General features: G+C 57.1%; 20 protein-coding genes. 12 read left to right on the top strand and 8 right to left on the bottom strand.

The genetic code is table 11. The features are described 5' to 3' along the window. Nucleotides 1–20 precede the first annotated feature (20 nt). Nucleotides 21–1619, bottom strand: coding sequence for a phosphoenolpyruvate carboxykinase (locus FIL88_RS13310; RefSeq protein ID WP_142854375.1), 1599 nt, complete (start codon nt 1617–1619; stop codon nt 21–23). A 385-nt stretch (nt 1620–2004) separates the two neighbouring features. Between FIL88_RS13310 and FIL88_RS13305 the strand changes: the two genes are divergently transcribed. The 7 genes from FIL88_RS13305 (at nt 2005) to FIL88_RS13275 (ending at nt 7561) form a co-directional block, all read left to right on the top strand. Beyond that, nucleotides 2005–2709 (top strand): response regulator transcription factor, encoded by a 705-nt coding sequence (locus FIL88_RS13305; protein WP_142854374.1) that lies wholly within the window; start codon nt 2005–2007, stop codon nt 2707–2709. A gap of 5 nt (nt 2710–2714) precedes the next feature. Then, nucleotides 2715–4547 carry a sensor histidine kinase gene (locus FIL88_RS13300; protein ID WP_142854373.1) on the top strand — a complete coding sequence of 611 codons (1833 nt, stop codon included), beginning with the start codon at nt 2715–2717 and terminating at the stop codon, nt 4545–4547. Then, nucleotides 4544–4987: an HPr kinase/phosphorylase gene (locus FIL88_RS13295; RefSeq protein WP_142854372.1), complete on the top strand. Its 444-nt coding sequence runs from the start codon at nt 4544–4546 to the stop codon at nt 4985–4987. The genes FIL88_RS13300 and FIL88_RS13295 overlap by 4 nt, the downstream gene beginning before the upstream one ends. 81 nt (nt 4988–5068) lie before the next feature. Continuing rightward, nucleotides 5069–5977, top strand: coding sequence for an RNase adapter RapZ (gene rapZ, locus FIL88_RS13290; RefSeq protein ID WP_142854371.1), 909 nt, complete (start codon nt 5069–5071; stop codon nt 5975–5977). A gap of 1 nt (nt 5978) precedes the next feature. Beyond that, nucleotides 5979–6371: a PTS sugar transporter subunit IIA gene (locus FIL88_RS13285; protein WP_142854370.1), complete on the top strand. Its 393-nt coding sequence runs from the start codon at nt 5979–5981 to the stop codon at nt 6369–6371. Between the two features lie 6 nt (nt 6372–6377). Continuing rightward, nucleotides 6378–6650 (top strand): HPr family phosphocarrier protein, encoded by a 273-nt coding sequence (locus tag FIL88_RS13280; protein WP_142854369.1) that lies wholly within the window; start codon nt 6378–6380, stop codon nt 6648–6650. Between the two features lie 29 nt (nt 6651–6679). Continuing rightward, entirely contained in the window at nt 6680–7561 is an 882-nt protein-coding gene (locus FIL88_RS13275) for a lysophospholipid acyltransferase family protein (RefSeq protein WP_142854368.1), read from the top strand. Between the two features lie 37 nt (nt 7562–7598). Here the strand turns inward: FIL88_RS13275 and FIL88_RS13270 are convergent, their stop codons facing one another. Then, a complete protein-coding gene (locus FIL88_RS13270) occupies nt 7599–8474 on the bottom strand; it encodes a 3-hydroxybutyryl-CoA dehydrogenase (RefSeq protein WP_142854367.1) in 876 nt (291 codons plus the stop codon). Nucleotides 8475–8668: 194 nt separating this feature from the next. Here FIL88_RS13270 and FIL88_RS13265 point away from each other — a divergent pair, with 194 nt between their 5' ends. Beyond that, entirely contained in the window at nt 8669–9487 is an 819-nt protein-coding gene (locus FIL88_RS13265; RefSeq protein ID WP_142854366.1) for a DUF6473 family protein, read from the top strand. 69 nt (nt 9488–9556) lie between these two features. On the opposite strand, the gene FIL88_RS13260 is transcribed toward FIL88_RS13265, so the two are convergent. Next, on the bottom strand, nt 9557–10483 hold the full coding sequence (locus tag FIL88_RS13260; RefSeq protein ID WP_142854365.1) for an electron transfer flavoprotein subunit alpha/FixB family protein: 927 nt from the start codon (nt 10481–10483) through the stop codon (nt 9557–9559). Then, the gene (locus FIL88_RS13255; protein WP_142854364.1) at nt 10483–11241 is read right to left on the bottom strand and encodes an electron transfer flavoprotein subunit beta/FixA family protein; all 759 of its coding nucleotides are present in this window, start codon (nt 11239–11241) and stop codon (nt 10483–10485) included. The genes FIL88_RS13260 and FIL88_RS13255 overlap by 1 nt, the downstream gene beginning before the upstream one ends. 173 nt (nt 11242–11414) lie before the next feature. On the opposite strand from FIL88_RS13255, the gene FIL88_RS13250 reads away from it, so the two are divergent. After that, nucleotides 11415–11780 (top strand): VOC family protein, encoded by a 366-nt coding sequence (locus FIL88_RS13250; protein WP_142854363.1) that lies wholly within the window; start codon nt 11415–11417, stop codon nt 11778–11780. An 11-nt stretch (nt 11781–11791) separates the two neighbouring features. Here the strand turns inward: FIL88_RS13250 and FIL88_RS13245 are convergent, their stop codons facing one another. The 4 genes from FIL88_RS13245 to FIL88_RS13230 all read right to left on the bottom strand — a co-directional run bounded on the left by FIL88_RS13245 (nt 11792) and on the right by FIL88_RS13230 (nt 14140). Continuing rightward, the gene (locus FIL88_RS13245) at nt 11792–12364 is read right to left on the bottom strand and encodes a cob(I)yrinic acid a,c-diamide adenosyltransferase (RefSeq protein ID WP_142854362.1); all 573 of its coding nucleotides are present in this window, start codon (nt 12362–12364) and stop codon (nt 11792–11794) included. Next, nucleotides 12364–12567 (bottom strand): twin transmembrane helix small protein, encoded by a 204-nt coding sequence (locus FIL88_RS13240; protein ID WP_142854361.1) that lies wholly within the window; start codon nt 12565–12567, stop codon nt 12364–12366. Before FIL88_RS13240 ends, FIL88_RS13245 begins: the two co-directional genes overlap by 1 nt. 72 nt (nt 12568–12639) lie before the next feature. Further along, the gene (locus FIL88_RS13235; protein WP_142854360.1) at nt 12640–13470 is read right to left on the bottom strand and encodes an SDR family NAD(P)-dependent oxidoreductase; all 831 of its coding nucleotides are present in this window, start codon (nt 13468–13470) and stop codon (nt 12640–12642) included. A gap of 109 nt (nt 13471–13579) precedes the next feature. After that, entirely contained in the window at nt 13580–14140 is a 561-nt protein-coding gene (locus FIL88_RS13230) for an SH3 domain-containing protein (protein WP_142854359.1), read from the bottom strand. A 131-nt stretch (nt 14141–14271) separates the two neighbouring features. On the opposite strand from FIL88_RS13230, the gene parC reads away from it, so the two are divergent. From parC to FIL88_RS13215, 3 genes are read left to right on the top strand one after another with little or no spacing between them, the layout of a single operon-like run. Next, nucleotides 14272–16605 (top strand): DNA topoisomerase IV subunit A, encoded by a 2334-nt coding sequence (parC, locus tag FIL88_RS13225; protein ID WP_142854358.1) that lies wholly within the window; start codon nt 14272–14274, stop codon nt 16603–16605. A gap of 21 nt (nt 16606–16626) precedes the next feature. Further along, nucleotides 16627–17787 (top strand): DUF898 family protein, encoded by a 1161-nt coding sequence (locus tag FIL88_RS13220; protein ID WP_246066722.1) that lies wholly within the window; start codon nt 16627–16629, stop codon nt 17785–17787. Then, entirely contained in the window at nt 17784–18959 is a 1176-nt protein-coding gene (locus tag FIL88_RS13215; RefSeq protein ID WP_142854356.1) for a M48 family metallopeptidase, read from the top strand. Before FIL88_RS13220 ends, FIL88_RS13215 begins: the two co-directional genes overlap by 4 nt. Nucleotides 18960–19181: the final 222 nt, after the last annotated feature.

Genomic DNA, 19181 nt, shown 5'->3' with positions numbered 1-19181 from the left:
GTCAGAATACTCTGTACGGCTTAGCCGATGGCGACGGCTTTCACGTCGTCATCAATGTCGCCTTCGTACTGGACGAAGTTGTCAGCGAACATCTTGACCAGCTTGGCAGCCTGCGCGTCATAGGCGTCTGCGTCCTGCCATGTGCGGCGCGGATCCAGCAGCAGGTCAGCAACGCCTTCTACTTTCACAGGAACCTCGAAGCCGAAGTTTTCATCCTTGCGGAATTTGGCTTCAGCCAGCGAGCCGTCCAAAGCAGCGGTCAGCAGGGCGCGGGTTGCACGGATCGGCATCCGCGAACCGGTGCCGTACGCTCCACCAGTCCAGCCAGTGTTGACCAGCCAGCAGGTTGCGCCGTGTTTGGCAATTTTGTCGCGCAGCAATGCGCCATACTCGGCCGGGCGGCGCGGCATGAAGGGCGCACCAAAGCAGGTCGAGAATGTCGGCTCGGGCTCGGTCACACCTTTTTCGGTGCCAGCCACCTTCGAGGTGAAGCCCGACAGGAAGTGATACATCGCCTGCGCAGGTGTCAGGCGCGCGATCGGAGGCAGAACACCAAACGCATCACAGGTCAGCATGATGATGTTCTTGGGATGCCCGCCAATGGCAGTGTCCGAAGCGTTGGCAATGTAATGCAGCGGATAGGCGCAACGCATGTTGGCCGTCAGGCTGTCATCTTCAAAGTCCAGTTCCTTGGTCTCTTCGTCATAGACCATGTTCTCGATCACAGTCGCGAACTTTTGGGTCGTGGCGTAGATCTCGGGTTCCGCTTCAGCCGACAGGTTGATCGTCTTGGCATAGCAGCCACCTTCGAAGTTGAAGGTGCCGGTGTCCGACCAGCCGTGTTCGTCATCACCGATCAGCGTGCGTTCTGGGTCAGCCGACAGGGTGGTTTTACCGGTGCCCGACAGGCCAAAGAAGATGGCGGTGTCGACCGGGTTGCCGGTGGCATGGTTGGCCGAGCAGTGCATCGGCATGATGCCTTTTTCGGGCAGCATGTAGTTCAGCAGCGTGAAGACCGACTTCTTGTTTTCACCAGCGTACTCGGTGCCGCCGATCAGGATCAGCTTGCGGTCGAAGTTCAGCGCGATCACCGTTTCCGAACGACAGCCGTGACGCTGGGCGTCGGCCAGGAAGGTCGGGCAGTTGATGATGGTGAACTGAGGGTCGAACTCGTCCAGCTCGTCACGGTCGGGGCGGCGCAGCAGGTGACGGATGAACAGGTTATGCCAGGCCAATTCCGAAACCACGCGCACATCCAAGCGGTGTGCCGGGTCGGCACCACCGAAAAGGTCCTGAACGTAATAGTCCTTGCCCTTCATGTGCTCCAGCATGTCTTCGTAAAGAACGTCGAACTTGGCCGGATCCATCGGGGGGTTGTTTTCCCACCAGATATGTGGCTCGACGCTGGGGGTCTTAACGACAAATTTATCCTTGGGAGAACGGCCCGTGTGCTTGCCGGTCTCGACCAGGAAAGTCCCGCCTTGTCCAAGCTGGCCCTCGCCGCGGTCCAGTGCGGCTTCGATCAGAGCTGGCTCCATCAGGTTATAATAGACATTGCCCAGCCCGGTGATGCCTTGATCTTCCAAGCGGCGCGCTGGGTTTACCCGTCCAGTGGTCATTTATTTGCTCCTGTCGCCGGTCCGTCTGTTGTCCCCGGCGTATCTGTTTCACATGAGAGCGCAGTGTTTTTCCGCGCGCCAACCCTCATGTGAACGAGGGCCGGTATTCGGGCTATAACACGCAGACTTTCTTCTGGAACAGCGCGCATTGTGCAGTTAGCGCAACCAAATCCGTGTTTGCGCAATCAAAAGTTTCGTTTGTGGAATATTCAACAGAAACAAATACGTTGATTTCCCTCTGGTGACGTAAGAAACCTGCGCAGGGCGGTTTCGAATCGCAATTCTCAGTTGATTCGCCGCTGAGAACGCGAGAAGATGACGTCTAGAATTCACAACTTAATGCAGCGCCTGACTATTGGCAGCGCGCGCAGTGCGAGGGAAGCCCATGTCCAGGATCGCCTTGGTTGACGACGACAGAAACATTCTGACGTCAGTGTCGATTACACTTGAAGCCGAAGGGTTCGAAGTAGAGACCTATAATGACGGCCAAAGCGCCCTTGACGCATTCGCCAAGCGACTGCCGGACTTGGCGGTATTTGACATCAAGATGCCACGTATGGATGGAATGGATCTGCTGCAACGTGTGCGCCAGAAGACCTCGACCCTGCCGGTGATTTTTCTAACCTCAAAAGATGACGAGATTGACGAAGTGCTGGGCCTTCGCATGGGGGCGGATGACTATGTCACGAAACCCTTCAGTCAACGCCTGTTGGTCGAGCGTATCCGCGCACTTCTGCGTCGCCAGGAAGTGATCGAAAACGACGAGGCCGGCGAGGCCGAAGAAGGTCGCCTTCTGGAACGTGGCGAGCTGCGGATGGACCCATTGCGCCATGCCGTTTCGTGGAAGGGCATTGATGTGTCCCTGACCGTGACCGAGTTTCTGCTGCTGCAGGCGTTGGCACAACGCCCCGGGTTTGTGAAAAGCCGCGATCAGTTGATGGACGTCGCATATGACGATCAGGTCTATGTGGACGACCGTACCATCGACAGCCACATCAAGCGCCTGCGCAAGAAAATGCGCATGGCTGATTCAGATTTTTCGGCGATCGAGACGCTATACGGCATCGGATATCGTTATAACGAAGAATGACCTTCATGAAGTTTGCGCCGGGCAGAAAGCAAAAACGCCTGAAGGCCGAAGAGAACCCGACTGAAAGTGATGTTGTGCTGGGAGAAGACTGGATGTCTCTTCCCGACGATTATGACGCGGCGATGCGTAGCACGCGGCGCGAGCGTGGTCTGATATCGATCAACCGCTCGCCGCTGGCGCGAAAAATTATTACATTCAACTTGCTCGGTTTGGTTATTCTGGTTGCCGGAGTTTTGTATCTGAACCCGTTTCGCGACAGCCTTCTGTTCCAGCGAGAGCGCGGTTTGGTGGTTGAAGCCGAGTTGATCGCAGATGTGTTCGAGGCGCAGCTGACACAGGCCGGAGAAGCAGCGCGTATCGTTGAAGAGACTTTGTCCGAAGCATCCGATGGCGTGACGCAGGAAAGCCTTGCCGAGCAGCAAAAAATCGACACGATTGAGGCCGATATAGCGGTGCAAGCGCCTGCAGATTTTGCTCGGACACTTTCAAATTTGCACTTGCCAGTGGGTCTGGAGGTCTTTGTATTTGACGATTCCGAAGCGATGATCGCCACAACTGTTGGTCGCGACCGCGGCGAGCAGACCCCCGTCGACGGACTGCAGCGCAATATCGGCTCAACGATCATCACGGACATTTTGAATTCGATCTGGGAAGCGACTTCGGGGTTCGCAGGGGGCGGGGGCGTTCAAGACCAGCCACTGGACACTGAAAGTATGGCGCGTAGCCTCTATTTCCGTGCTATGTTGGGGGCAACTCAAGTCGCGAATGGGGTTGACCAGAATGGCGGGACGGTCTTCTCGGTTGCGACCCCAATATTGCAGCAGGGACGACCTGCGGGGGTGGTTGCAATTACAAGTGCAGCAGGTGAGCTTGACATGCTCGTTCGGGCCGAGCGCGAACAGCTTTTGCAGATGTTTGTCATCGCGATAGTTGTTTCGATTGGTCTTAGCCTTGTACTAGCATCGACCATAGCGAACCCTCTGTCGGATCTGGCAAAAGCCGCCGAGCTAAGCGGTGAGAACGATCCACGCAACGTGAAAACACGACGGGTCCGCATTCCGGATCTGACGGGTCGCCCCGACGAGATTGGCCGACTTTCTGGCGCGCTTCGCGGCATGGTCAATGCACTTTATGACCGGATTGACGCCAACGAACAGTTTGCCGCGGATGTGGCACACGAGATTAAGAACCCACTGGCCAGTTTGCGCTCGGCTGTGGGCACATTGCGTCTGGCCAACAAAGAAGAGCAGCGCGTGCGCTTGCTTGATGTGATCGAGCACGATACCCGCCGGCTGGACCGTCTGGTAAGCGACATTTCGAATGCATCGCGTTTGGATAGCGAACTTGTGCGCGAAGCCGAGGAGGAGTTCGATCTGCTACACATGCTGCGTAGTTTGTCGGATTATCTGGGTGGAGAGGCGCGGGAGAAAGGTGTCGACTTCATTACCGACATGCCCGACAACCCGATCGTGATCAGCGGGTTGGAAGCGCGTCTGGCACAGGTTTTCGTGAATCTGATCACCAATGCGCTAAGCTTCTGCGAAAGCGGTGACGCAATCCGCGTATGGGCGCGTCGCCGCGAAAATCGAATTCTTGTAGTTGTGGAAGACACTGGGCCCGGAATTCCCGATCAGGCTTTGGCGAAGATTTTCGAACGCTTCTATTCGGAACGCCCCCAAAACCAGTTTGGTAACAACTCCGGTCTTGGGTTGGCGATCTCGAAGCAAATCGTCGAAGCACATGGCGGTGTGATCTGGGCCGAAAATATTCGCCCCACCGATGCGGATCTGACCTCGGATCCACTGGGCGCACGCTTTGTGGTCGGATTGCCTGTATGACGGTCAAGCCGGTCGTTGCCCGCTATCACGCCACCACGGTTGCCGTGGACGGTGCTGCGGTGATGATCACGGGGCCATCAGGTTCCGGCAAATCCGCACTGGCTTTAGAATTGATCGGGCTGGGCGCACTGCTTGTCGCGGACGACCTGAGCCAGATTGTGATGCAAGATGACGCCCCGGTTGTGATCGCCCCGCCCGAGTTGCCGGGTGTGATCGAAGCGCGTGGTGTGGGCCTGATCAACGTACCGCATTGTCCCGAGGCCCAACTGAAGCTGGTGGTGGATATGGGGCAGATCGAAATGTCGCGCTTGCCGACATCACCAGCGATCACGGAAGTTAACGGTTGCGCGATTGAGTGCCTTTTCCGCGTCGACGCACCCTATTTCGCAATAGCGATCTTCAACCTGTTGCGTCACGGACGCCACGCGCCAGCAGAATAACCGCGCAGGGCTTTGGCCGGGTGCAGAACTGCGCTATATGCGCCAGACATGCTGCGGACGCCTGTTCTATAAGGAAGGGCAATGACGGATCAAAAAACGAAATCTGGACAGAAGATCGTTCTGGTCACCGGCCCCTCTGGGGCTGGCCGAACGACCGCGATTCGTGTTCTTGAAGACATCGGGTACGAGGTGATCGACAACCTGCCTTTGTCATTGATTGACCGCGTATTGTCTGGTCCCGCGCTGACGCGTCCGCTTGCTTTGGGCGTCGATGTGCGAAACCGTGATTTTTCGACCGAGATGCTGTTGCAGGTGATCGAAGACCTGCGAGAGGACGATGGTTTCGCCGTCGAAGTGCTGTATCTGGACTGTTCGCGTGACGTGCTGGTGCGCCGGTATTCGGAAACCCGTCGCCGTCACCCATTGGCGCCGGATGAAACCCCGGAGCTGGGGATCATGCGCGAGATAGAGCTGTTGATCCCGATCCGAGGGCGCGCAGATGTTCTGATTGATACATCGGATTTGTCGCCCCATGATCTGAAGGACGAAATCATGCGCTGGCTGTCCGTGTCGGGCGCGGAAGAGCTGGCCGTCTCGGTCCATTCGTTTTCGTATAAACGCGGGGTGCCGCGCGGGTTGGACATGGTGTTTGACGCGCGCTTTTTGCGCAATCCGCACTGGGAGCCTGCTTTACGTGCATTGGATGGCCGAAGTGACGCTGTCTCGGGCTATGTGGCGCAAGATCCCCGGTTTGAGAAATTCTTTGATCAGGTGCAGAATCTGGTCGAATATCTGATCCCCGCCTTCGGAGAAGAAGGCAAAGCCCATCTTTCGATTGGGTTCGGCTGTACTGGGGGGCAACATCGGTCAGTTGCCCTTACGGAAAACCTTGCAAAGGCGCTTGCAAGTAAGGGGTGGCAGGTGTCAATTAGACATCGGGAATTGGAACGCCGCGCCGGGACAGCAGCGGCATCAACATCGAGGGTATAGCGTGATCGGTATCGTGATCGTCGCGCATGGCGGGCTTGCAACTGAATATCTGGCGGCTGTCGAACATGTGGTCGGCAAACAGCCGGGCATGTGCGCCATTTCGACTGCCGCGGAATGTGATCGCGACAACAAGCGATCCGAAATCGCAGCCGCTGCAAACAGCGTGGATCAGGGCGACGGCGTTGTGATCGTTGTCGATATGTTTGGCGGCTCACCCGCCAATCTGTCGCTGCCTGCCTGCTGCAAATCTGATCGCAAGATCCTTTACGGCGCGAACCTTCCTATGTTGCTGAAGCTAGCCAAGACCCGCCATCTGTCGGTCGAGGCCTCGACCCAGAAAGCGCTGGCTGCGGGTCGCAAGTATATTGATTGCATTGATGTGAGTGAGGATTGACACGCTATGAGTAACAACCGTCAGCTTGAGATTATCAATGTAAAGGGTCTGCATGCGCGGGCCTCGGCGAAGTTTGTCGATACAGTTGAAAACCACGACGCCCGCGCCCGTGTGTCGAAGGACGGGTTGGATGCGGATGGCGATTCGATCATGGGACTTCTGATGCTTGCGGCCTCGCAGGGGACCAACATTCAGGTGGAAACTTCGGGCCCTCAAGCGACCGAGCTGATGGATGCGCTGGAAGCGCTTGTGGCTGACAAGTTCGGCGAAGGTATGTAAAGCTACGACGTGGTAAGGAAAACCAAAACGTGACTCACGACGCCGAGAACCACTTGGAACAGGCCAATCCAACAGACGCGACTGCGCAACAGTATGATCGCGGCAGCCTGACCTATGCCAATTCGTTCAATAATCCTGTACAGAGTCTGGTCATTCGTTCTGTTGAATGGATGACGGGGAAAATCTCTATCCTGCGTATGGTCCGCAAACTGGAACGACGCGGTGCGCCCAAGGGGCAGGCGTTTTGGGGGGCATGTCTGGATGTCATGGGTGTGCAGGTGCGGACCCCAGATGACCAGCTTGCAAATATTCCCGAAGACGGCCCCGTCGTTGTTGTTGCCAACCATCCACACGGGCTGACCGATGGCATGGTGCTGGCCGAGCTGATCGGCCGTCGCCGGAATGATTACCGCATCCTGACCCGATCGGTTCTGGATGGCCTGGACGAGGTCGCGTCCTCTTACATGATCACGGTCCCGTTTCCACATGATCCAGAAGCGCAACAGAAGATGGTCGAGATGCGCGCGCAGGCGATGGCGCATCTGAAACAGGGTGGCCTGATCACGCTGTTTCCATCCGGCGTCGTGGCGTCCTCGGACAGCTTGATGGGCCCTGCGATCGAGCGTGAGTGGAATGTCTTCACGGCACAAATGATCCGCCGCTCTGGCGCACGTGTCGTGCCGATTTTCTTCCCTGGCGCCAACACCCGTTGGTACCAGATTGCCAATCGCTTGTCTGCGACCATGCGTCAGGCGCTATTGCTGCATGAGATCGTCAAAAGCTGCAACAGGGTCCATTCGCCGGTCGTTGGCAAAGAACTGACGGACGAGCAGTTGGCAACGGTGAAATCAGACCCGCGCGGCTTCATGGCATGGCTCCGAGATCACACGCTGGCGCTGGCTGGAAAGTAAGAAAAAGGCCCCAGCGGGGCCTTTAGTACTTCGGGTCTTAGCGCGTCGGAACCGGAACCTCGCCGCGATAGTCATAAAAACCACGCCCGGCTTTGCGTCCAACCCACCCGGCCTCGACATATTTTACCAGCAGTGGGCAGGGGCGATATTTGGTGTCTGCCAGCCCATCGTGCAGCACATTCATAATCGCCAGACAGGTATCCAGGCCGATGAAATCCCCCAGTTCGAGCGGGCCCATTGGGTGGTTTGCACCCAGTTTCATCGACGCGTCAATCGATGCCACCGATCCCACGCCTTCATACAGCGCATAGCAGGCTTCGTTGATCATCGGGATCAGAATGCGGTTCACGATGAAGGCGGGATAATCCTCGGCGCTGGCAGCGGTCTTGCCCAGTTTCTCAACCACGGAAAAACAGGCCTGATATGTCGGTTCGTCGGTTGCAATGCCGCGGATCAGCTCGACCAGTTTCATCAGGGGGACCGGGTTCATGAAGTGGAACCCCATGAAGCGTTCGGGGCGGTCGGTACCGCTGGCCAGACGGGTGATGGAAATCGACGAAGTGTTCGACGTCAGGATTGTATCCGGGCTTAGATGCGGCAAGAGCGTATCAAAGATCTGCTTCTTGATCGCTTCGTTTTCCGTGGCGGCTTCGATCACCAGATCAGTTGGGCCAAGATCGGGCAGCGCCAATGTGGTGCTGATCCGCTTCATCGCATCGTCCCTGTCCTGCGCCGAAATCAATTCGCGCGAGACTTGGCGATCCATATTCTTGGTGATGCGGGTGATGGCGGCATCCAGACTGTCTTGGCTGATGTCGTTCAGACGAACTTCGTAGCCGGCAAGGGCCAAAACATGTGCGATGCCGTTGCCCATTTGTCCGGCGCCAATAACGCCCACTGTCTCGATGCTCATATATATTTCCTTCTGACCAGAACACACCGGTGTGGCCTCGCAGTTCGTTTGATTGAGCACAGACTATGCGGCGCATGGATGGCGGTGCAAGGGTTAAGCGGCGCCTAAGGGAATATCGCGCATTCTAAGTTTAGTTATTTGGCAAGATTCGTCTGACACGCTGCTTCTGGGTGAATTTAAAAGGAGTGGGTGGCATGGCCTATGATATCCTTGGCAAAGGGGAATTAGACTATTCCCCGTGCCAATACAGTGGTTCGAAATTGTTGTTTCGCGGGCCGAAACGAAAGCTTAACGATCCCTATATGGTCGCGCTGGGCGGGACCGAGACCTATGGGAAATTCACGCGGAAACCCTATCCGGACCTTTTGGAAGATATGCTTGGGCGCAAGGTCGTGAATTTGGGATGCGCGAATGCTGGGCTGGATGTGTATCTGAACGATCCCGCATTGCTGGATATCTGCAATAAGGCCGAGGCGATTGTGCTGCAGATCCCCGGTGCGCAGAATATGTCGAACCGTTATTACGGCGTGCATCCGCGTCGAAATGATCGCTTCCTGCAGGCGTCGAGCTTGCTAAAGATGATTTATGCCGATGTGGATTTCACGGATTACAGCTTTACCCGGCATCTGCTGAGCGCCCTGCATTCGGCGTCGGAAGACAAGTTTGAACTGGTCAAGCAAGAGCTAAAAGAGGCGTGGGTTGGGCGGTTGAAGAACCTGCTGTCGCAGTTCGAAACCCGCGTGACGCTACTTTGGCTATCTGACCATTCAATTGCGGAAGCCGAGGATGATATCAATGCATCCGACCCGCTATTCGTCGATTATGCAATGGTTGAAAACGTGCGCCCCTTTGTGCACGAGCTGGTCGAAATCAAAGCAAGCGCAGATCAGATCAAGGTGGGGCAGGCCGGACTTGCCTATTCCGAAATGGATCAGCCAGCTGCATGCCAAATGCTGGGCACCCACGCCCACATGGCAGCGGCGGAAGGGTTGGCCGAGGTTTTGGGCAGATAGCCTAAACCGGTTGCCTCAAGACAAAAGGCCCGCCAGTAGGCGGGCCTTTCCTGATATGTGGTGCGTTGATCAAACGGCGTCGGTCAGGGCCGGCACAGCGTCGAACAGGTCAGCAACCAGGCCGAAGTCTGCCACTTGGAAGATCGGAGCTTCTTCGTCTTTGTTGATCGCGACGATGATCTTCGAGTCTTTCATACCAGCCAAGTGCTGGATGGCACCCGAGATGCCCACGGCGATGTAAAGCTCTGGTGCTACAACCTTACCGGTTTGACCAACCTGCAGGTCGTTCGGAGCATAGCCCGAGTCAACCGCTGCACGCGACGCACCAACTGCGGCGCCCAGCTTGTCTGCCAGTTTCTCGATCAAGGCGAAGTCCTCTTCCGAACCCACGCCACGGCCACCCGACACAACAACGCCAGCCGAGGTCAGCTCGGGGCGGTCGCTTTCGGCAACCTTGTCTTCAACCCATTCCGACAGGCCGGGGTTGTCAGCAGCGCCGATGCTTTCAACAGCAGCCGAACCGCCTTCGCCAGCGGCGTCGAAGGTCGACGTCCGGAAGGTGATGACCTTCTTGGCGTCGTTCGATTTGACGGTCTGCATGGCGTTACCGGCATAGATCGGGCGTACGAAAGTGTCAGCGTCAACCACTTCGGTTGCGTCCGAGATCACCATGACGTCCAAGAGGGCCGCTACGCGCGGCATAACGTTTTTGGCGTCGGTGGTCGCGGGTGCAACGATGTGATCAAAGTCGCCAGCCAGCGATACGATCAGGGCTGCTGTCGGCTCGGCCAGGCGGTGGCCCAGCGATGCGTCTTCGGCAACCAGAACTTTGGCCACACCGTCGATTTTCGCAGCAGCTTCACCAGCAGCGGCGGCAGATGCGCCAGCGGCCAGTACGGTCACATCACCCAAAGCTTTCGCAGCGGTGACAGCCTTGGCGGTGGCGTCCAGCGCCAGTTCACCATTGTTGACTTCAGCAAGAAGAAGAACAGCCATTATACAGCCCCCGCTTCCTTAAGTTTCGATACAAGCTCGTCCACCGAGCCAACGATGATGCCGGCGGCGCGCTCGGCCGGCTCCGAGGTCTTCACGATCTCGAGGCGCGGGGTCACGTCAACGCCATAGTCAGCAGCGGTCTTTTCATCCAGCGGCTTCTTTTTGGCTTTCATGATGTTCGGCAGCGACGCATAGCGCGGCTCGTTCAGACGCAGGTCAACGGTAATGATGGCAGGCATCGAAACCTTGATGGTCTGCAGACCGCCATCCACTTCGCGGGTCACAACGGCGTTGTCGCCATCAATGTCCAGCTCGGACGCAAAGGTGCCCTGCGACCAACCCAGAAGGGCGGACAGCATTTGACCGGTGGCGTTCATGTCGTTGTCGATGGCTTGCTTGCCTGCCAGAACGATGCCCGGCTGTTCTTCTTCAACAACTTTGGCCAGGATCTTGGCAACGGCCAGCGGCTCGATGTCTTGATGTACATCGTCCGCGGCATTTACCAGAATGGCGCGGTCTGCGCCCATCGCCAGCGCGGTGCGCAGCGTTTCCTGAGCCTGCTTGACACCGATGGACACGACGACGATCTCGTCAGCCTTCCCGGCCTCTTTCAGGCGGATGGCCTCTTCGACGGCAATCTCGTCAAATGGGTTCATCGACATTTTCACGTTGGCAAGATCGACACCGCTTCCGTCCGCTTTCACACGAACTTTCACGTTATAGTCGATCACGCGCTTCACAGGCACAAGCACCTTCATTGGCGTGTATCTCCCAGTTATGCCCACAAGGGGCGGTAATGCTCTCGCAACTGGTTTACCGAAATGCTGCATGTGAAAACAGCGTAAAATCGACACCGAATAGGTCCACGACGTCGCGTTTTTCGGTGGAATGGCGCATAGTAGGCCTGTGTTACCGCGAACAGGAGGTTCATATGCAGAAAGTTGACGGAATCGGCGGGCTGTTTTTTCGGGCACATGACCCGGCGGGATTGGCTGCGTGGTACGAACAGCATCTTGGGATTAATCCGGTGCCAACCAGCGCAGAAGGCACGCCCTGGACGCAGAATGCGGGGGCTACGGTTTTCGCGCCTTTTCCGGCAGATACCGAGTATTTTGGCGCGTCCGACCAAGCCTTTATGATCAATTTCCGCGTATCCGATTTGGATGCGATGATCGTCCAGCTAAAGGGGCAGGGCGTACAGATCGCATCGCGGGAAGACATGGACGGTGTCGGCCGTTTCGCGCGGATACATGACCCGGAAGGCAACCCGATAGAGTTGTGGGAGCCTGTGGCCTAGGCACCCGCGTGCTATCTGTTGGCGCCCGGAACCCAAAGAACATCTGACTTGCCGTCGTCATTGGCGACGCGGGCGGCGACGAAGCACCAGTCGGACAGGCGGTTCAGGTATTTCACAGCGACGGGGTTCACGTCTTCCTGCGTGGCCAATTCTGTTGCTAGACGTTCGGCGCGGCGGGATACGGTGCGTGACAGGTGCAGATGTGCCGCCAGTGCCGATCCGCCCGGCAGGATGAAGCTGCGCAGCGGTTCAAGCGCCTTGTTTATCGCGTCGATTTCCGTTTCCAGCCGGTCGACCTGTTCCTGTGCCATGCGCAGCGGCGGGTATTCAGCTTCGACGTCTTTTGCCATGTCGGGACGGCAGAGGTCCGCGCCCAGATCAAACAGGTCGTTTTGAATGCGGGCCAAAGCTGCGTTCATGTCACCCTCGGCGTGCAGGCGGGCCATGCCGATGGTGGCGTTGGTTTCGTCGACGGTGCCATACGCCTCGACCCGCGCATCGTGCTTGGGACGGCGCGAGCCATCACCCAAAGCCGTTTCGCCGTTATCGCCGGTCCGCGTGTAGATTTTATTCAAAACAACCATCAGTTTCCTCCGCGCAGCCAGACGAACAGAAGGATTAGGGCAATGGCAACTGCCTGCGCCCCAATCCGCCAACGCATCAATTTATTCGAGTATTTATGGGCCGTCTTGCCGCCCACGCCGAATGATCCAATGCCCAGCATCAGGATGATCAAAACGGCAGCGCAGGCCACCACGACGAGTATGAATAGGGGATCGTCTGCCATGCGTCCTCACTTGGTTTGTAGGATCTGAAATAGACCTGATGGTGCGAAATTGCGAGGGGCAATGCGCCGTACCTAGCCGTTGGGCAGGATCCTGTCGCTCATACGGGTCGACAATATGCGGCGCATGATTCCAGCGATATAGGTGGATGTGGTCACATAGTAGCGCGGCTTGGGATTGCGATGTTCAAGCGCGTGGATCAGCTTTTTTGTGACGGCCGACGCAGGAAGCTCGAATGTATCAAGCTTGCCGCTGTCATCATAAAGCCGTACGCGCAGTTTGGCATATAGACTGCTAACCCGGCTGTTTTCCCAATCGACCCAACGTTCGAAATGCGGCTGAGCGTTTTTGCGGAAATCGGTGGTGATCGGGCCGGGTTCGACAAGAATAACTTTGATCGGCGTGCCTCGCATTTCTAACCGCAGCGTGTCCATTAGCCCTTCCAGTGCGAATTTGGTTGCTACGTAGGCACCGCGCCATGGCATGGCCGTAAAGCCCAGAACGGACGAGTTATGGATCACGCGACCATGGCCCTGTTTGTGCATTACTGGAAGGACGAGACGGGTCAGATGATGGTAGCCGAAAACATTGGTCTCAAAAATCGTGCGCAACGCGTCGGTGGGCAGATCCTCGACCCCGCCGGGGATCGCAAAGGCACCGTTGTTAAACAGCGCATCCAACGTGCCGCCGGTGCGCGACAGAATTTCGGCCACGGCGGCTTCCATGCCGGCCTCGTCCGAGTGATCCAGCAGCAAACTTTCAAGCCCCTCTCCACGCAGCCTTTCGCAGTCTTCTTCTTTGCGGCAGGTGGCGAAAACGCGCCAGCCGCGTTTGGCCAAAGTGTGGGCGGCGTCATACCCAATTCCCGAGGAACATCCGGTGATTAAAATAGATTTCTGTGTCATATGTACTCTCCTGCCTCGCATGGAATGGGTACGGGGTCGATCGGGTAGGGGTCAACAAAAAAGAGGCGCCGAATGGCGCCTCGAGTTGCTCTTGAAAGGGAGCCGCTAATTACAGTTGCGGCTTTAGGAATCTTGAGGCGATGAAGCCACGTTCTCCGGTGTCGACCACTTTGATTTGGCTCCAGCCATCGTCGGTCTGACCGGTCTCGAACACCTCGGTGCCCCGGGTCAGTTTGGTGACGATGCCATGCTGGGTCGACGGACCGCCCCGCATATTTACCGTACTTCCGCTTACGAACATGGTTGTGAAGCCGCTGGGCAGGCGGTTTGACGCGGCTGGTTCTACCAGAGCAGGGGCGTTGGCCGCCATTTCACGAGCCGCCGCTTCGGCCAAGGCGGCCGGGCTATCATCTTCGCCATTAGCTGCGACTTTGATGGCAAAGACCTGTGGTGTTGCATGTGCAGACCCGTCTGGAATCGTCGCAGCAACCGGGATTACTGCCGATGCATCTGTTTCCTGTACTTTGGCGGAAACGGGAACAATTGTATCTTGTTTGACGCTAGGCTCGCGACCGATGCGATCGGTTGGCAGACCGTCATCTCGACCAAAATGCATCATGCCTGCGCCCATCACGCCGACCGTCAGCAACGTCATTCGAATAATACCCATAGTATCCCCCTTAATTACGCACCAGTTAACATCGTGTGTTCAAAAACATCGCGGGGAATGTAATACGATTTTCCCCCGACAAACCCGCTTGGCAGCTTTACGCGAGTCGCCCTCAAGGATACACCAAACGCATGACTGATGTAACCGACAATCCCGAAAACGAAGGCAGCGAACTGGCCGAACCGCTGCGCCGCGCCATTGGTGATCGCTATCTGACCTATGCGCTGTCCACGATTATGCACCGCGCTTTGCCAGATGCGCGTGACGGTTTGAAACCCGTTCACCGTCGCATCCTGTACGCGATGAGCCGACTGAAGCTGGCTTCGGGCGGCAAGTTTTTGAAATCGGCGAAGATTTCAGGCGATACGATGGGGGATTTTCACCCTCATGGGGATGCTGCGATCTATGACGCGATGGCACGTTTGGCGCAGGATTTTGCGGTGCGGTATCCGCTGGTCGATGGGCAAGGGAACTTCGGCAATATCGACGGTGATAACCCGGCTGCCAGCCGCTATACAGAAGCGCGCATGACCTTCGTCGCCGAGGCGATGTTGCAAGGGCTGGACGAGAATGCGGTCGACTATCGCGATAACTATGACGGACGTCTGACCGAGCCGGTTGTATTACCCGCCGAGTTTCCGAATCTGTTGGCAAACGGATCGTCAGGCATTGCCGTGGGGATGGCGACCAATATCCCGCCACACAATATCCCTGAACTGATCGATGCCTGTCTGCACCTGATCAAGGTGCCAGATGCCCGCGATGACACGCTTTTGAACTATGTGCCCGGCCCGGATTTCCCGACGGGCGGCGTAATTGTCGAGCCTCAGGAAAACATCGCAAACGCGTATCGCACAGGGCGTGGATCGTTCCGTCTGCGCTGTAAGCACGAGGTCGAAGATCTTGGTCGCGGCCAGTGGCAGATCGTTGTCACCGAAATTCCGTATCAGGTTCAGAAGTCAAAACTGATCGAAAAGATTGCCGAGCTGATCCAGACTAAGAAGGTTCCGATTCTGGGCGACATCCGCGATGAAAGTGCCGACGATATCCGTATCGTGCTTGAACCGAAGTCAAAGAATGTCGATCCCGAGCTTCTGATGGGCCTGATGTATCGCAACTCGGATCTCGAGACGCGATTCAGCCTGAACATGAATGTGCTGATCGACGGGGTGACACCGAAAGTGTGTTCGATGAAGGAAGTGCTGCGTGCTTTCCTTGATCACCGTCGTGATGTGCTGGGGCGCCGCTCGCGTCACCGGTTGGCCAAGATTGATCACCGGCTTGAGGTGCTTGAAGGCTTTATCGTTGCCTTCCTGAACCTCGATCGTGTGATCGACATCATCCGCTATGACGACGATCCCAAAGCCGCGTTGATGCGCGAAGATTGGGGCATCGAACATGTGCGGGCCATGTCAGAAGACGACTATGTCAGCCCTGCGCCGGGTACGGGCGAACTGTCCGAGGTGCAGGCCGACGCGATTCTGAATATGCGACTGCGTAGTTTGCGCCGTCTTGAGGAAATCGAACTGGTTCGCGAGCGGGACAAGTTGATGGAAGAGCGTGCCGCGCTTGAGGATCTTCTGGACAATGAGGACCTGCAATGGGGCAGGATCTCGGACCAATTGCGCGAATCGAAAAAGCTGTTTGGCAAAAACTTCGAAGGCGGCCAGCGCCGCACGCAGTTCGCAGAAGCGGGCGAGGTGGAAGAGGTCCCGCTGGAAGCCATGATCGAGCGAGAACCGATCACCGTTGTCTGCTCGCAGATGGGTTGGATTCGTGCCATGTCGGGCCATATCGACCTGACCCGCGAGCTGAAGTTCCGCGATGGCGACGGTCCGCGTTTTGTCTTCCATGCCGAAACCACCGACCGCTTGCTGGCCTTTGATTCACACGGCAAGTTCTTCACACTTTCATGCGCCAACCTGCCCGGCGGGCGCGGTATGGGCGAACCCCTGCGTCTGATGGTTGATCTGCCAAACGAGGCCGAGATCGTGGATCTGTTTATCCACCAACCCGATCGCAAGTTGCTGGTTGCCTCGAATGAAGGCAACGGCTTTGTGGTCAACGAAAATGATGTGCTGGCCCAGACCAAGAACGGCAAGCAGGTGCTGAATGTCGGTGACGCAACCGCGAAAATCTGTGCGCCCGTCTCGGGTGATCACGTTGCCATCATCTCGGAGAACCGGCGCTTGCTGGTCTTCCCTGTGGCCGAGATCAACGAGATGACGCGCGGCAAAGGGGTCCGGTTGCAGAAGTACAATTCAGCCCGCGGCAAACAGGGTATCCTAGAGCTGGACGGCGGCTTGTCTGACGTGAAGACATTCAATCTGGAAGAGGGCCTGTCCTGGCCCGCAACCGGGGACCGCACCCGCACGGAAAGCGATATGTCGCCGTGGGTGGGTAAACGTGCGGGTGTCGGTAAGGCCCCACCCCACGGCTTCCCCCGCAACAACAAGTTCGAGTGATCGCTTTTGCCTCCTAGCTTTTTGAAGATTGCATATTCAGGCGAAAAGGGGCCGGTATTCTGGCTGGCCCTGCGCACCAGCATCCTGACGGTTCTGACCCTTGGGATTTACCGGTTCTGGGCCAAGACACGCTTGCGTCGGTATTACTGGAGCGCCATTCGACCGGGCGGGTCGCCGTTGGAGTATGTGGGGGATCCGCTTGAAAAACTTCTGGGCTTCTTGGTCGCCGTTGTCTTCATGGCGTTCTACATCGGGATCGTGAATTTGATCTTGATGTATTTCAGCTTCGCACTTTTCAACGCCAATTTCGCCGCCTATGGGCTTAGCTTTCTGGGGCTGACCCCGATCATCTTCTTCGCTCAGTATCGTGCCCGCCGATACATTCTGGCCCGCACGCGCTGGCGCGGCATCCGCTTCGGGTTAGAGCCGGGGGCGTGGGGCTATAGCTGGCGCGCGATGCTTCACTGGGCTTTGGCGATCTGCACACTTGGCCTGACATGGCCGCTGACCACCCTGTGGCTCGAGAAATACCGCGTCTCGCGCACGTTCTATGGGGATCAGGGCTTTGTGCAGGGCGGGTCCAAGTGGATGCTATTTGGCGCAATGCGCCATGTCTATTACGGTCTTGGTTTGACCTTGATCGCGACTGCGATGACAGGGCTTTATGAGAATCCGGCGTGGTTGATGGTGTATCTTCTATCTTTGCCGTGGCTTATCTATGGGTGGGCCTACTGGCGTGCTGAAAGCTTCAAGCGCATGACCGAGGCGAAAGAGGTGGGCGAGTTGCGCTTTACCGCCAAGCCGCGCCCGTGGCGGATCATCGGGATCTACGCCTTGGGCGGGTTGATGATGAATATCGCGATGTCTGGTGTCTTCATGGTGGCGTTCATTCTGGTTGCGGTGGTTGCTGGTACGGTGGATCTGGATACGATTGATCTCGAAACGCTGGACCCTGCAACGACCGCGCTTATTCCCGGTGCGCTTTTGGTCTATTTCCTGCTGATCATCCTGACCCGAGCAATGACACATGCCTGGATCACATTGCCGCTGGCCGAGCACTTCTCGGAAGTGACTGAACTGACAAACACGCAGAATATTGCCCAGATCAAGCAGCGTGACCGGGACGAGTTCGCCGAAGCCGAAGGCTTTGCCGAGGCACTGGACGTGGGGGCCGCGATATGAGCACGCATGCACAGGAATGGGTCTTTGCAGATCTGGCACAGGGTGAACGTGCCCACCTGACACGTGTGCGGATTGCCTGCCACCCCGAAGCTTTGGTCATCGGAATGCCCGAAGGCGATCAGGTGACCTGGCGATGGGATGATGTGCGCCGCTTACGTGATCAGGCTGATCGCCGTGCCATGGTTTTGTCGCGCAAAGGCGATCCTCTGACCCGGCTTTATCTGACGGACGCATCGGTGCAGGGCTATGTTACGCGGCATGCCAAATATATGGGGCGACGTCACAGTGGGACGCGTTTGTCCAAGGTCGCAGTCTGGGCCGGTGGCGCGGTTGCTTCGGTTGCGGTGATCATCTTTCTTCTTGTGCCGCTTATGGCGGCGCAGTTGGCAGAAATCCTGCCGCCCGAGGGTGAAAAGGCGCTGGGCGACACCACATTCGAACAGATCCGCACTGCGCTGTCGGAAACAGCCTTCGAAGATCGCCTAAATATCTGTGATGACCCGGCGGGAAATGCCGCCATGCAATCCATGTACACGCGCCTGAACCCGGAGGCAGACCTGCCCTATGATGTCCAGATCCATATTCTGGATCACCCGATGGTCAACGCCTTCGCGCTGCCCGGTGGGCGGATCGTTTTTTTCCGCGGTCTGTTGGAAGAAGCTGAAAATCCAGACGAGGTTGCCGCCGTTCTGGCCCACGAAATTGGCCATGTGGTCCATCGCGACCCAACACGGGATGCGCTGCGCTCTGCCGGGTCGCTTGGGGTGTTGGGTCTGTTGTTTGGGGACTTCGCGGGGGGAACCATCACGCTGTTCTTGGCCAATCAGCTGATCAACGCGTCCTACAGTCAGGCGGCTGAAGCTCGTGCGGATGACTATGCCCATGGTCTGCTTGAAAAGGCGAATATCTCGCCCGTGGCGCTGGGCACGTTCTTTCAGCGCTTGCACGAAGAGCATGGAGACGCAGAAGGCATCGTGGCCCATTTTGCATCCCATCCACAGATGGCCGATCGCATTTCGGCAGCGCAAGCAGCGGTCGATCCGGACCGGTCTTATGACACGATTCTGGACGCACAGGCATGGCGCAGTCTACAGACGGCCTGCGGTGGCGCAAAAGATGCTACGGAAACCACCGAAGAATTCTCTAAAAAGGCTTGGCCGGCGACGGATTGACGCTTGGGCACCGCTTGCGGTCAACCCTTTGGCAATCCCGCGAAATTCCGTGCCGCGCGGGAAAGGCGCTTTGAATTGTGTCATTTCCTTACATTGGAATGCACGCAAGCCTTGATTTTCTCTCGCCAAAGCTTTAGCTAGCGCGCGATATTGAACCACGGGGTCGGTGACCCCCCCAGACACGAGGCGTAGGGCTCATGGCTAAGGAAAAGTTTGAACGCG

It is taken from the genome of Aliiroseovarius halocynthiae (genome assembly GCF_007004645.1).
Lineage (GTDB): Bacteria > Pseudomonadota > Alphaproteobacteria > Rhodobacterales > Rhodobacteraceae > Aliiroseovarius > Aliiroseovarius halocynthiae.
This window is presented reverse-complemented; position numbering and strand designations above follow the sequence as displayed.